Annotated in this window: 12 protein-coding genes and 2 pseudogenes; 8 read left to right on the top strand and 6 right to left on the bottom strand. The window is 66.2% G+C overall.

Features of this window, described 5'->3' with window-relative positions; genetic code table 11:
- Window positions 1-41: 41 nt before the first annotated feature.
- From AB0I23_RS27770 to AB0I23_RS27760, 3 genes are read right to left on the bottom strand one after another with little or no spacing between them, the layout of a single operon-like run.
- Window positions 42-965, bottom strand: coding sequence for a carbohydrate ABC transporter permease (locus tag AB0I23_RS27770; protein ID WP_359113251.1), 924 nt, complete (start codon window positions 963-965; stop codon window positions 42-44).
- On the bottom strand, window positions 952-1,929 hold the full coding sequence (locus AB0I23_RS27765) for a carbohydrate ABC transporter permease (protein ID WP_359113249.1): 978 nt from the start codon (window positions 1,927-1,929) through the stop codon (window positions 952-954). The genes AB0I23_RS27770 and AB0I23_RS27765 overlap by 14 nt, the downstream gene beginning before the upstream one ends.
- 12 nt (window positions 1,930-1,941) lie before the next feature.
- Window positions 1,942-3,210 (bottom strand): ABC transporter substrate-binding protein, encoded by a 1,269-nt coding sequence (locus AB0I23_RS27760; protein ID WP_359113247.1) that lies wholly within the window; start codon window positions 3,208-3,210, stop codon window positions 1,942-1,944.
- A gap of 226 nt (window positions 3,211-3,436) precedes the next feature.
- Between AB0I23_RS27760 and AB0I23_RS27755 the strand changes: the two genes are divergently transcribed.
- A complete protein-coding gene (locus AB0I23_RS27755) occupies window positions 3,437-4,507 on the top strand; it encodes a LacI family DNA-binding transcriptional regulator (protein WP_359113245.1) in 1,071 nt (356 codons plus the stop codon).
- Window positions 4,508-4,634: 127 nt separating this feature from the next.
- Here AB0I23_RS27755 and AB0I23_RS27750 read toward each other — a convergent pair.
- Window positions 4,635-4,825 (bottom strand): annotated as a pseudogene (locus AB0I23_RS27750) (endo-1,4-beta-xylanase); the annotation flags it as partial.
- A gap of 248 nt (window positions 4,826-5,073) precedes the next feature.
- Between AB0I23_RS27750 and AB0I23_RS27745 the strand changes: the two are divergent.
- On the top strand, window positions 5,074-5,709 hold the full coding sequence (locus AB0I23_RS27745; RefSeq protein ID WP_359113244.1) for a LysE/ArgO family amino acid transporter: 636 nt from the start codon (window positions 5,074-5,076) through the stop codon (window positions 5,707-5,709).
- Between the two features lie 61 nt (window positions 5,710-5,770).
- On the opposite strand, the gene AB0I23_RS27740 is transcribed toward AB0I23_RS27745, so the two are convergent.
- Entirely contained in the window at window positions 5,771-7,621 is a 1,851-nt protein-coding gene (locus AB0I23_RS27740; RefSeq protein ID WP_359113242.1) for a serine hydrolase, read from the bottom strand.
- A 182-nt stretch (window positions 7,622-7,803) separates the two neighbouring features.
- Here AB0I23_RS27740 and AB0I23_RS27735 point away from each other — a divergent pair, with 182 nt between their 5' ends.
- Window positions 7,804-8,049: a hypothetical protein gene (locus tag AB0I23_RS27735; RefSeq protein WP_359113240.1), complete on the top strand. Its 246-nt coding sequence runs from the start codon at window positions 7,804-7,806 to the stop codon at window positions 8,047-8,049.
- A gap of 230 nt (window positions 8,050-8,279) precedes the next feature.
- On the opposite strand, the gene AB0I23_RS27730 is transcribed toward AB0I23_RS27735, so the two are convergent.
- Window positions 8,280-8,414, bottom strand: a complete 135-nt coding sequence (locus tag AB0I23_RS27730) for a hypothetical protein (protein WP_359113238.1) — start codon at window positions 8,412-8,414, stop codon at window positions 8,280-8,282.
- Window positions 8,415-8,740: 326 nt separating this feature from the next.
- On the opposite strand from AB0I23_RS27730, the gene AB0I23_RS27725 reads away from it, so the two are divergent.
- The 5 genes and pseudogenes from AB0I23_RS27725 to gvpJ form a co-directional block, all read left to right on the top strand.
- On the top strand, window positions 8,741-8,896 hold the full coding sequence (locus tag AB0I23_RS27725; protein ID WP_359113236.1) for a DUF6131 family protein: 156 nt from the start codon (window positions 8,741-8,743) through the stop codon (window positions 8,894-8,896).
- Between the two features lie 488 nt (window positions 8,897-9,384).
- Window positions 9,385-9,714, top strand: coding sequence for a hypothetical protein (locus AB0I23_RS27720; protein ID WP_359113234.1), 330 nt, complete (start codon window positions 9,385-9,387; stop codon window positions 9,712-9,714).
- 124 nt (window positions 9,715-9,838) lie between these two features.
- The gene (locus tag AB0I23_RS27715) at window positions 9,839-10,684 is read left to right on the top strand and encodes a histone protein (protein WP_359113232.1); all 846 of its coding nucleotides are present in this window, start codon (window positions 9,839-9,841) and stop codon (window positions 10,682-10,684) included.
- A gap of 6 nt (window positions 10,685-10,690) precedes the next feature.
- Entirely contained in the window at window positions 10,691-11,743 is a 1,053-nt protein-coding gene (locus AB0I23_RS27710; RefSeq protein ID WP_359113230.1) for an SRPBCC family protein, read from the top strand.
- A gap of 4 nt (window positions 11,744-11,747) precedes the next feature.
- Window positions 11,748-11,979 (top strand): annotated as a pseudogene (gene gvpJ, locus AB0I23_RS27705) (gas vesicle protein GvpJ); the annotation flags it as partial.
- Window positions 11,980-12,804: the final 825 nt, after the last annotated feature.

The raw sequence follows: 12,804 nt of genomic DNA, 5'->3' as shown, positions 1-12,804 counted from the left end.
TGAAGACCTTTCGATAACCGGCCGCTTCGGACCGGAACCGGTCACTTGAGACCGGCAGTTGCGAATCCCTGCACGAAGTAGCGCTGGCCGATGAGGAAGAGAACGACCATGGGAAGGGTGGCCAGCGTGGTGCCGGCCATCAGGAAGTGCCACTGGGGGCCGTTCTCCGTCTTGAAGACGGAGAGCCCGACCTGGATCACCCGCAGGCTGTCCGTACGGGTCACCAGCAGTGGCCAGAGGAAGTTGTTCCACGACGACTCGAAGGTCAGCAGCGCCACGGTGGTGAGCGCTGGCTTGACCTGCGGCGTCATGATCCGGGCGTAGATCCGGAACTCGCCCAGACCGTCGAGCCTGGCCGCCTCCTCCAGCTCCACCGGAAGGTCCAGATAGAACTGACGGAAGAGGAAAACGGCGAAGGGGGTGACGGCGCCGGGAACGATGAGCGCCCACCAGGAGTCGAGCCAGCCGCTGCCGCCCTGGCCGAAGATGTCGTTCCCGCCGGCCAGCGGCATGAAGCGGACGATCAGGAACTCGGGCAGGACCTTGGTGTACGTCGGGATCACCAGCGCGGCGATGAAGGCGTAGAAGATGACCTCGCTGCCACGGAACCTGATCCGGGCCAGTGCGTACCCGGCCATCGACGCCACCACCACATTGATGAGGGTGTGGCTGAACGCGATGACGAAGCTGTTGCGTGCGTACGTCGCGAACGGCGCCGCCTTCAGGGCTTCGAAATAGTTCCCGAACTCCCAGTGTTCCGGGAGGAGTCCGGCATCCTGCGAGGCGATCTCGACCGGCGTCTTGAGTGAGGTGAACACCATCCAGACGAACGGCACCACCATCAGCAGCGAAACGACGGACAGGGTCAGATAGAGCGCGATCCGGCCGGCGGAGAGTGGTTTGCCCTTCGTCCGGAGCCGGGCCTTGTCCGCAATCCCCGTCCTGTGCAGCTCAGTTGTGGCCACGGGTGCCTCCCATGATCCGCCGGTTGACCAGGGTGAAGCCCATCAGCAGAACGAACAGCACCAGTGACTGCGCGCAGGCGTAGCCGACGCGGAATTCCCGGAACGCGGACTTGTAGATCTCGTACGTCATCATCGTGGTGCTGTTGGCGGGGCCGCCGTCGGTAAGGATGTAGATCTGGTCGAAGGACTGGAACGCGGTGATCATCGACGTGATGAGCACGAAGAACGTCGCGGGCTTCAGCAGCGGCAGGGTGATCGAGAAGAACTGCCGCGCCTTGGACGCGCCGTCCACCGAAGCCGCCTCGTACAGCTCCTTCGGCAGGGACTGCAGCGCGGCCAGATAGATGAGCATCTTCATGCCGATGCCCTGCCAGATACCGACCAGGATCACTGACGGCATCGCCCACGAGGTAGAGGCGAGCCAGGCCGGACCGTCGATCCCGACGAACGACAGGAGTGCGTTCAGCAGCCCATTGCCCGGGTTGTAGATCCACAGCCAGACCAGCGCGATCGCGACGGTGGCCGTCACCTGGGGAATGAAGACCGCGGTACGGAAGATGCCTTGCGCCTTGAGCCCGGTGTGCAACGCCAGGGCCACGAGCAGCCCCAGCATCATGCCGAACGGCACGGTGAAGAAGGTGTAGACGACGGTGTTGATGATGGACTTGCGGAAGACCGCATCGCCCAGCAGCTCCCGGAAGTTGTCCAGGCCCACGAACTGCGGCGCTGTCAGCACGTCGTACTTCGTGAAGGCCAGAACCACCGACGCGACGACCGGCAGGCCGATCCAGAGCGAGGCGTGCAGCAGCGCGGGCGCCACCATGAGCATGCCGGCGCGTTGCCTGCGGCGCCCCGGGCCGGTGGGTGCCCGGCCGGTGCGCTTCTTCGCGACCGTGTGCCCGGTCGGGGAAGGGGGCCGCGCGGGCCGCGCGGGCCGCGCCTTCAATACGGATGTCGCTCCCACAGTGACGGGTCCTTACATCCGGCCGATGGCGGCCTCGGCTAGCCGGCCGAGTTCCGCGATGGCGTCCTTCGCTGACTGGCCGCCCACGATGGCAGGCTCAAGCGTGGGCTTGATCTTTTCGCGGATCTCCATCCAGGCAGCGGTGCCGCCCTCCGAACACGCGTCGCCCATGCTCTGCAGGGAGAGATCGACGAACTTGTTCTCCTTCACATAGCTGGAGTCACTGAGATCCTTCAGCCCGGGCACCGATCCTCGCTGCCTGGCCGCACCGAGGATCGACTCGGGCGTCGCGAGGTACTCGACGAGCGCACGGGCCGCCGCAGGGTGCTTCGAACTCGCGGACTGGGTGACGAGGGTGCCGCCCTGGAGCATCGCGGGTTTGCGGTTGGCGAGGATGAACGCGCCGAGCTTGTCGTCCTTGATCAGGTCCGGTGCCTGGTCCCCGACCTGCTTCCACAGCCCGCTGGTCGTCATCATCATCGACGCCTTGCCGGTCTGTACGTTGGTCGGGGCGAGGGGGTCCGTCTTCTTGGCGTAGACGGCGGAGCCGTCCTTGACGAGGTCCTTGAAGAACTGCAGCGCCTCGACCCCACGGGCGTCGGTGAACAGCACCTTCTTGCCGTCCGCGCTGAACAACTGGCCGCCGTTGGCGAAGAGGAAGGTCTCCCAGCACTGACGCAGATCGATGGAGAACGGGTCGAATCCAATCCGGCCGTCCTTGGTCAACTGCTTGGCCACCGCGCGTAGTTCGGCCCAGTTCGCCGGGGTCTTCCGGATCCCGGCCGCGGCGAAGTGGTCCTTGCGGTAGACGACGATGCGGGTGTCGAGGACGATCGGCAACGCGTACAGCCTGCCGTCGTACCGGGACGGCGCCAGGACCCGCTTCTCGTAGTCGTGCGCCGTGGCGAACTTCTCAGGCAGCTCGGCGATGGCCTTCTTTGCCGCGAACGGTGGGATCCAGCCCACGCCCATCATCATCACGTCGGGGAGCAGGCCGCCCGCGAGACCCGTCGTGATCTTCTCGTTGAGCTGCAGGTACGTCGTGTAGTCCACGTTCACCTTGACGTCCGGATACTTCTTCCGGAACCCGCCGAGGATCTCCTTCTCCAGCAGCGTCTTGCCGTCGGCACCCTCGAAGATCGGGGTGAGCAGCGTGATCTCGCCTTCGGCGGGGCCGTTGGCCGAGCCGGACGCCGCAGTGCCTGTACCGCAGCCACTGAGGGCGGCGGCAGCGGTGCCGGCACCGATGGCAGCAAGCAGCGACCGTCTTTTGAGTTCCATGGGACACCCCTTTTGAGGTGGAGGTTGTGGATCGATCCAGCAATGACAACTCGGCCATGGCTGAGAAGCGCTGGTAAATCGATGCACTGATGCTAAGAACGCTCCGAGAGGGACGTCAACAGCTGATGCACATGAATTTTCGGGGATGTTAACCGGTGTACCGGTCAACAGTGTTCAGTAAATCGATACACTGTTAGGGTCAGACGCGTTTCGAACCGGAGGTGGCATGAGCGGGGTAACGATCCATCAGGTCGCGGAGGCTGCGGGGGTCTCCGCGAGCACGGTCTCCAACGTCCTCAACGGGCGTACGGACCGTATGCAGGCGGCCACGCTGGCCCGCGTGGAGCAGGTGATCGAGCAGCTCAGCTACCGGCCGAACCGTGCGGCACGGATGCTGCGCACCGGCCGGATCAAGGTCATCGGTCTGATCGTGCCGTCGGTGGCCAACCCCTTCTGGGGGGCGCTCGCCCGCGAGCTGGAGGCCGTTGCGCTCGCCGAGGGCTACCACGTGCTGCTCTGCAACAGCGAGCGCGATCCGGCGCGTGAACTCAAGTACGGCGAGGAGCTGCTGGCCGACGGGGTGAGCGGAGTGGTGCTCTGTTCCTCACTGCCGTCGCTCGACCATGTGGCGCCGTTGCTCAGCCGCGGTCTGAAGATGGTCGCCTTCGACCGCACCGCTCAGGCGGGTGACCCGTCCTCGCTGGCCAGCATCAGCGTGGACAACGCGATGGGCGCCGAGCTCGCCACGCGTCATCTCATCGAACTGGGCCACCGGCGCCTCGCGTTCGTCTCCGGCTCGGTCAACAGTGTCAACCGTCGTGAGCGGCTGCGCGGCTTCCGCGCGGCCCTGGAGTCCGCAGGGCTCGACCCGGCCGACGCGGTGGTCTGGCCGGGTGCCGACACCACCGAGTTCGGCGACAAGGACGCCGCCGAGCTGGGCCGTAACGCCGCCCGGGAGCTGCTGTCCGGACCGCGCCCGCCCACCGCGTTCGTCGCCATCAACGACATGTGCGCGATCGGGGTCTGCCGGGGCGCGAAGGACGCCGGGCGCACCGCCGGACAGGACGTCTCGGTGGTCGGCTTCGACGACATCCTGCTCGCCGACCTCTTCGAACCGCCACTCACGACGGTCCGCCAGCCGCTTCCGGAGATGGCCGCCGAGACGTTCCAGCAGCTGCGGGCCCGGATCGACTCGGCGCCTGTGGCCGGGCGCTCGCTGCTCATCCGGCCGCGCCTGGTCGTACGGGAGTCGACGGCGTCGGCGCCGGCTGCCGTGCCTGCCTCCGCACCCGCCTGAGCCCGACAGTGGGCCGGGCTGCGAGGAACAGCGAGGTCCGGGCAGCCGCGCCGGCCGGGAATGGACAGAGCGAGGCGCGACGATCCGGAGAACGCCGCGCCCTGCGGCAAGCGGTGACGGGTGCCCAGGAGGCTGTGCAGGCGCCGATGGGGGCGTCGACGAGATCCCGTTCGTCATGACGGTGAACCCGAAGGTCGTCGACGCTCCCGCCGCCGGACTGCCGTTGCCGTTCGGTTTCACGGTCATGACGTTGCCGCTGGTGTCCCAGCTGGGGGTGCCGTTCCAGGTCGTGGAAACTTTCTGCGGCGCGGTCCTGGTGTTCGGCGGGCCGCCGAGCGCGGCGCCGAGGGTGTCGATGGCTTGGACCCCACATCAACAGATCGCAGCACGGAGACCCATGTCGATGCGACCCCACGCCCGAAAAAATGTGTTGCCCCCGCTCCCGCACGGCCCCACCATCTGCTCATGAACTCGATGCCCGCCCTCCTGCCGCCGCCCCCTGTCACCCGACCGGTGCGGGTCCAGCAGCAGTCCGGCCGACCACGGAGGCCGATTCCCCTCCCCGCGTGATCGCCGCCCTGGTGGCGGGGCTGCTGGCCGGCTTCGGTATTGCCATGCCGGTCGGAGCGGTCGCGACCTATCTGGTTGCTCTCACCGCACGGACCTCCCTGAGGACCGGCGTCGCCGCCGCGCTCGGAGTCGCGACCGCCGACGGCCTCTATGCGCTGATCGCGGTCGTCGGAGGCTCCTCACTCACCCGTGTCATCGAGCCGCTCGCCCTGCCGCTGCGCTGGGCCTCTGCCTTGGTGCTCGTCGTACTTGCGCTCCGGAGCGCCACTACCGCGATCGGCCAGTACCGCAAGCGGCATGCGGTCTCCGGGTCCGACCGGACCCCGATCGGTCCCGCGCGCGCCTATCTGGGACTGACGGGGATGACCCTGCTGAACCCCACCACCGTCGTCTACTTCACGGCGCTGGTGCTGGGCAGCCGGGCGACCGCCGCCGAACCGGACCGACTGGAACAGTCCGTGTTCGTCCTCGCAGCCTTCGCCGCGTCCGCCGGCTGGCAGTTGCTGCTGGTCGGCGGGGGAGTGCTGCTCGGTCGCGTACTGACCGGCCGCCGGGGACGGCTCGTCACCGCCCTGGCGTCATCCGTGCTGATCACCGCGCTCGCCGTCCATCTGCTCCTACCGGCGTCCTGACGCGCAACCAACCCGTCGAACCGACGGCTGCCGGCCGGTCGGAACCGGCCGGCAGCCGTTCTCAGTCCGCGGACATTGTCCACCCGTTGGCCTCGATGCGCCCCGCGTCGCCCGACCGGTTGTCGTCGAAGACCGTTCGCCCGTCGTCCTCGACCCGGATGCCGTCCACGTACGCCCCGCGTCCGACGTACAGCTGATCGGTGGTGTACCGCCACCGCAGCCGCAGCTCCTTGTCCCGCCAGGCGGCCAGGTCCGCGTCGAGACGGTGCCAGATCCGGTCCGACCAGCCGGAGACGGACCCCGCCGGATGCGGTTCCGGATCCGGCCGCTGGGGGCCGGACGTCGTCGGTACGGTGGTGAAGGGCACCGGCTGCCAGGTCGCCCCGGCGTCCGACGAGGCCTCCAGGAAGAGGAAGTCGGAGCCCGGCTCGGTGTCCCACCACACCGCGCAGCTCAGCGCGGCACGCGAGGACGCCGGACGCAGCGTGGGCAGCGCGAGCGTGGCGGAGGCGGCGCTCGCCATGCCGGAGAACCATGCGGTACGGCCCCGGGCGGGGTGCACCGCCACCGCCCGTGCCATCTGGTTCGCGGTGGCGACCCGGGGCGCACTGCCGGAGCGCCATGTGCGCACCGGATGAACGGAGTTGCCGAGCACGATCAGGAACGAGTCGGTCGTCGGATCGAGGACCAGGCTCGTCCCGGTGAATCCGGTGTGGCCGGCGGTGCTCGGGGTGGCCATCGCCCCCATGTACCAGTGCTGGTAGAGCTCGAAGCCGAGCCCGTGAGCATCTCCCGGGAACGCGGTGTTGAAGTCGGTGAACAGGAGGTCCACCGACTCCTCGGAGAGGATCCTCGCGTCTCCGTAGACACCACCGTTGAGCAGCGTACGGGCAAGGACCGCGAGGTCCCAGGCGCAGGAGAAGACTCCGGCGTGGCCCGCCACACCGTCCAGGCTGTACGCGTTCTCGTCGTGCACCTCGCCCCAGACCAGCCCGCGGTCCAGCCCGGACCAGGGCAGCCGGGCATCCTCGGTGGCCGCGATCTTCGGCCTCCACGCTGCGGGCGGGTTGTAACGAGTGCGGTGCATCCCGAGCGGAGCCGTGATCTCCTCGCGGAGCAGAACATCCTGGCTCCGTCCGGTGATTTTCTCCAGGACCAGTTGCAGCGAGATGAGATTGAGGTCGGAGTAGAGATACACCGTGCCCGGCGGATTGGCCGGTACCTCGTTCCACAGCAGCCGCAGCTTCCCCTCCCGGGTCGGCTCCTTGTAGAGCGGGATCCAGGCACGGAACCCCGAGGTGTGCGTGAGCAGCTGACGGATCGTGACGTCCTGCTTGCCGGCACCCGCGAAGTCGGGCAGATACGAGGCGACTTTCGCCTCCAGTTCCAGCGCCCCGCACTCGATCTGCTGCACGGCCAGGATCGAGGTGAAGAGCTTCGACACCGACGCCAGGTCGAAGACCGTGTCCTCGGCCATCGCGATCTGCTGGTCCGCCGGGAACTCCACCCCGGTGTCGGTTTTCGCGTCGTACGCCGCGTACCGCACCGCCTTCCCGATCGGCCGGTGCAGTGCCACCGTGCCACCGCGCCCGGCGAGCAGCACCGCGCCTGCGTACCACGGGTGTTTGGGGGACGCGGAGAGGAACCGCTCCGCCTCGGCGACCAGTTGGTCCAGCGGTCCCTGCAACAGCCCTGCGCGGGCGGCGGAACCGCGCCGCAGCGTCGGCCGCCCGTCGGCAGCCACATCCGAAGCGTCCACGACGCCTGCTCCGGACGATCCCGCCCCCGATTCCATGGCCGACGCCGTCTCCGCGAAGGGAATCGGTGCGAGGGCGAGTGCTCCGCCCAGTGCGAGCATCCCACCGCTCAGCCTGCGTCGGCTGATCCCCCTGCCGGTCGCGTCCTCGGTCATCCGGAACCCCTTCCTACCGGGTGAAAGTAACTTTCGTCATCCAGTCCTACGGTGAAACTTCCTGCCGCCGCAGAGATTACTGTCACCCCTGCCCTCTCGGAGGCCCCTGGCGCCACAAAGAATCTGACACTGCATCAGGAATTCTCTTCCTTCGGGTGTCCGGCTGCGGCATCCTGCCGCCCATGGAGACGGAGCAGCTCGCGCTGGCCGCTCTCGCGCACAATCCGACCCGCGCCGCCGGCGCCCTGGCGTCCGCTTTCCACGCCAAGGCCACCACCGCAACGATCCGCGACCACCTGATCAACGTGCCCGCCCGCCTGGCCCGCTTCGCCCGGCGCCGCACCCTCCACCTGCCCGAACACTGGCCCTGGGCCGACGACTTCACCCAGCTCTTCGACCTCGTGCACGTGCCACCACCCACCTCCTGAGAAGCCCTGACCACCCGCCCGCAAGGGCCCGAGACCGCCGAACACGTGGAAGAGCTGGACAGGCCAGCAGACAATCCCTGCCCGAACAGCCAGATCATCTCGCCGACCGCCAGGACAACCCCGAAACGATCACTCCGGAATCAAGCCGGTGGATCCGGGTTCAGTGGAACGCCCTCGGTCTGAGTTCGGCTCACCAACTCGTCGACCAACTCCTGATCCGCGACTGTGGACTACTGCGGGTCAGCCGCCTGAGCCTCCTCGGGCTCGATCACGTTGTCGCTGGTCATCGACGCATCTTCCTTGATCAGGGTCGCACCGTTCGTTTTGCGTGCACCGGGATTGACCTGCTGACGTATCTTGTTCACTTTCTGTGACCAGCTGTGCTGTTTGATATCGGGCCTGCCCTTCGTCTCTCTGCCGCTGCGCGGCGACGCGACGCGGCATGGCGGCACCACTTCCTTCTCTTTGAACCGCGCTTTTCAGGATGATGGATGATCGCCGGAAGTTGATGGGTTGCGTCATGGTGCCGAGCGCACTGGCGATGACGACGGCCAGGCGGAAGCGCAGGATGTGCCTGCCCTCGCGGCAAGGCCTTTTCCCCGGTTTGGTGGACGCTCTCCTCGCACAGTCTGCCTCGCCGTGTGTATGTGTGAGGCGCATACTGAAATGACCTGGGAGAACGGAGGGCGCCATGATCATCCTCGGCGTCATTCTGCTGGTCATCGGTCTGGTGGCCGGCATATCGATCCTGTGGACCGTCGGTATCGTGCTCGTCGCGATCGGCATCGTTCTTTGGATCCTGGGTGCCGTCGGGCATGCGGTGGGCGGTCGACGGCATTACTGGTAGGACTGCTTGTTCCGGCTCCCTGCGCACGCGGCCCATGTGATGTCCAGCGGTGACTGTGGAATCTCGGTGTGCTCGGGCGCGATGCAGATATTGGTGCCGGTCCGCAGATCGCTACCAGGGTCGGGAATTCAGTGTCCCGGATGGGAGCACACATGTCTGTGCGTCATCAGCTCATCGCCCGGGAACCGTCCGTACTCTGGGCGGTTCCGGAGGACGAGAGCCGTTACGCGGACTGGGTGGTGGGGACCTTCGACTCCGCCCCGGGCAGCGGGCGTTGGCCGGAACTTGGATCGTCGATCACATACACGGTACGTGTGGGGCCGAAGGAGTTCCGGGAGGAACTGCCTTGCGGCCGTTGCCGGGCGAGTGGTGGTCGTTACGCCATCGCTCGCCCGTGCGGCGGTTGATCCCGACGGCCTATCCACCCTGGCAGGTGCGTCCGATGTCTCCGCTCAAGGTGCGAGGCGCCCCATACCGATCAGACTTGAATGCATGGCAGAAGAACGTCGGCCGCGCGGTGGGAAATCCTCGACGACAGCCGCGCGGCGAAAGCGGCGGCTTCCGAAGTGCGGCGGAGCGATTCGGAAGCGCGCACCGCGCACGTCTCGCTGCGTCTTGCGGGCCCGCTGCCCTGTTGCAACTTCGTCACCGCTGCAGGCACTCACGTTCAGGCCGCCGGAGGAGGACTGATCACAGGACTGTTCACGCTTCCCATCGCACCGGTCCGCGGTGTGATCTGCGGGGCGGAGAAGCTCAACGACGTTGCCGAGCGCGGGCTGTACGCCCGGGAGTGCTCCGTGCCCAGCTGGCTGTACTGAACCGGGAACTTGCAGAAGGAGATATCGGCCCGGAGGAGTTCGAACCGGGAAGAGGAAAGGCTGCTCGACCGGTTGCAGGCTGCACAGGTCGGCCCCGCACCGAACGATCGAAAGTGACGCAATCATGGATGACACAGCCAAGGTGACCCTTGCGGCCGCAGTAGTGGGCGGCTATGTGTTGGGCCGGACGAAGAAGGGCCGGCTGGCGCTGACCATTGCGACGTATCTGGCAGGCAGACGATTCGGCCTTGAACCCCGACAACTTGCCGCCGAAGGGATGCGCAGACTCGGAGAGATTCCCCAGTTCGCCGAGCTGCAGGAGCAGCTGAAAGGGGAAGTCTTCGACGCGGGTCGTAAGGCAGTGGCTGCCGCCGCCGACCGGGGCATGAGTTCGCTGGCCGACGCCCTCAGCGACCGCACGGCCCGGCTCGATGAGAAGCGGGAAGAGGGGGAGGAAGAGGGGGAGGAGGAGTACGAGCCGGAAGAGGGAGGCGCGGAGTACGAGGAAGAGGAGGAACCGGAAGAGGAAGAGCCGGAGGCCGAGTACGAAGAGGACCACGCTGAGGAAGAGGAGGAACAACCGGAAGGCGAATACGAGGAAGAGGAAGAGGAAGAGGAAGAGCCGGAAGAGGCGCGGCCGAAGGCGCGCCGCAGTTCTCGACCATCGGCCCGGCCCGGAGGGGGCGCGGCACGCAAGAAGGCCGTTCCCGCCCACCGAGAGAAGTCTCGGACGGCCAAGAAGTCCACGGCCCGGAAGACGGCTCCGGCGAAGAAGGCGACTGAGAAGAAGACGGCTGCGAAGAAAACGGCTGCGAAGAAAACTGCTCCGGCCAGGAAGTCCGCCGCCCGGAAGGCGGCTCCGCCTAAGAAGACGGCTGCGAAGAAAACTGCTCCGGCCAAGAAGTCCGCCGCCCGGAAGACGACGTCGTCAAAGCGAGCAGCATCCAAGCGCGCCGATCGTCGGAGGTAGCCAGTCATGACCAGGACGGAAACAGACCAGACCACGGCAGAAAAGTCGGGTGCGGACCGGCTTCGCGAGGAGGCGTCCAACTTCCTCAGTGCACAGGTGGAGAAGCTCGCCGAGAAAGCGGGCGACAAACTGACCGGTATCACCGGGCAGCTGACTGATGTAGCCGAGAGCGGATCGCTTCCCGCGATCGGCTCCCGTATTCTCCAGGGCGACTCCCCCTTGAAGGCATTCGTCGGGGAGAAAGCCAAGGGCCTCAAGGACAACGTCGTGGGGAAGGTCAAGGAAGCGTTCGGCGGCGGAAAGGGGAAACGCAAGTCGAGCGGCGGCAAAGTCATGAACATCATCGAGGTTCTCGATGTGGGAGTGCCCCTGCGTGTCGCGTACGACTACTGGACGCAGTACGACCAGTTCAGCAGCTTCGCGAAGGGCGTTCGCGACGTCTCGAAGAGCGACGAGATGTCCAGCGACTGGAAGGTCAAAGTCGGCCCTTCCTCGCGCAGCTTCAAAGCGACTGTCCAGGAACAGATTCCCGACGACCGGATCGTATGGACATCCGAGGGCGCCAAGGGCACTACCCGTGGTGCGGTCAGCTTCCATGAGCTGGCACCCAGCCTGACTCGAATCGTCCTGGTCGTGGAGTACTACCCGTCCGGGTTCTTCGAGAAGACGGGCAACCTATGGCGCGCCCAAGGACGCCGAATGCGACTCGACTTCAAGCACTTTCAGCGATACGTCACCCTCACCCAGGAAGAGCCCGAGGGCTGGCGCGGCGAAATCCGGGACGGTGAAGTCGTCGTGTCCCACGAAGACGCCATGGAAGAAGAAGCCGCTGAGCAGGAGGACGCAGAAGGCGAGGAGCCCGGGGACGAGAACTACGAGGACTACGAGGACGAAGACGAGCCCGGGGGCTACGAGGACGAAGACTACGAGGACGAAGACGAGCCTGAGGACGAGGACGAGGACGAGGACGAAGGCGAAGGCGAATACGAGGAAGGGGAAGGGGAAGAAGGAGAGGAAGAGGACGTAACCCCCTCCAGGAAGCAAAGAGGACAGAGGTGACGCCGTGACTGACGTCGACTTCAGGCAGGGGGGCTACCCGTTTCGGGGCCGCCGACCACCAATCCTGCCCACATCCTCGAACGCGTTCTCGGCACGGGCATCGTGATCTGCTGGTGACATCGAGACTGCTCGACATCGAGCTACTCGCCATCCAGCTCCGTCTGTTCGTTGCGTTCGTGGACACGACGATGAAGGGCGGAATCGACTGGTGGGAAACCGATCCGGGCTCCACCAGTTCAAACGACTCCGGACCCGCTACGAGATACGCGCCGACCTCTCTCGGCATGCTCCAACTCGCCTGCAGCATCATCTGCTTGAGACGACACCGAAGCCCATTCTGAAACGATCGGTGAGAGAGCATGCGAAGGGCTGGTCACAGCCTTGGTTTGCTTGGATGATCGGCGGTGTGGGGCGGCTCGTGGACCGGATACGGACGCCTGTGGTCAGGAGGGGCCCATGGCATGGGTCGTTGGAACTGGGATGCTCGGGGGATTGCTGCTGATCGCCTTGGGCACGGCGTCAATGCGCACGGGTTGGACGCTGCCCTGGATCGGCCGCAGAGTCACCCGGCCTTCGGTCTATGGACTCGGAGCGCTGCTCGTGGGCGCGTCCTGTGTGATACAGGGCTTGTTCTACTTCGGAATCGCGCCGATCCCGTCATGGGAGGTGCGCTTCTTCGGTGCGAACGCTCTTGTATTCTCCGGGCTGGTCCTCATCGGAGTCGGTCAGATGCGGCCGTGGCGTCGTAGGGGGTAATCGTCTGCTCTCAGCCTTGGGGCATCGTTACTCCTCGCCGCCCTGCGGCCTCTTGCACTGCTGAGGATCAGGACGGCGCCGGGCCATCGGAGTGATGAGGGAACAGGTCAGATGGGCTTCGCCGTGCCGTGGCAGCCTCTCGTACTTCCTCACGCTGCGACGGGCGTGCAAGATCCAGCCCGAGATCCACCTTCCAACGGCGTGGCACAACGGCGAACCCCCTGACGTCCTTGGGGCGGGAGACGGTCCGGAGAGAGTGAGGTGGATACCGCCTTGGGCCCAGTCAACGAGCTGGCCGATATAGG

The organism is Streptomyces atratus (assembly GCF_040655115.1).
In the GTDB taxonomy this organism is placed as follows: Bacteria; Actinomycetota; Actinomycetes; order Streptomycetales; family Streptomycetaceae; genus Streptomyces; species Streptomyces atratus_D.
Note: the sequence above shows the minus strand (reverse complement) of the source record. Positions and strands in the feature narration are given on the sequence as shown.

Excerpts from the sequence above, each read along its gene's own strand:
- AB0I23_RS27760 (WP_359113247.1), bottom strand. The coding sequence starts at position 3,210 with ATGGAACTCAAAAGACGGTCGCTGCTTGCTGCCATCGGTGCCGGCACC.
- AB0I23_RS27740 (WP_359113242.1), bottom strand. The coding sequence starts at position 7,621 with ATGACCGAGGACGCGACCGGCAGGGGGATCAGCCGACGCAGGCTGAGC.
- AB0I23_RS27725 (WP_359113236.1), top strand. The coding sequence starts at position 8,741 with ATGATCATCCTCGGCGTCATTCTGCTGGTCATCGGTCTGGTGGCCGGC.
- AB0I23_RS27715 (WP_359113232.1), top strand. The coding sequence starts at position 9,839 with ATGGATGACACAGCCAAGGTGACCCTTGCGGCCGCAGTAGTGGGCGGC.
- AB0I23_RS27755 (WP_359113245.1), top strand. The coding sequence starts at position 3,437 with ATGAGCGGGGTAACGATCCATCAGGTCGCGGAGGCTGCGGGGGTCTCC.
- AB0I23_RS27710 (WP_359113230.1), top strand. The coding sequence starts at position 10,691 with ATGACCAGGACGGAAACAGACCAGACCACGGCAGAAAAGTCGGGTGCG.
- AB0I23_RS27720 (WP_359113234.1), top strand. The coding sequence starts at position 9,385 with ATGCATGGCAGAAGAACGTCGGCCGCGCGGTGGGAAATCCTCGACGAC.
- AB0I23_RS27735 (WP_359113240.1), top strand. The coding sequence starts at position 7,804 with ATGGAGACGGAGCAGCTCGCGCTGGCCGCTCTCGCGCACAATCCGACC.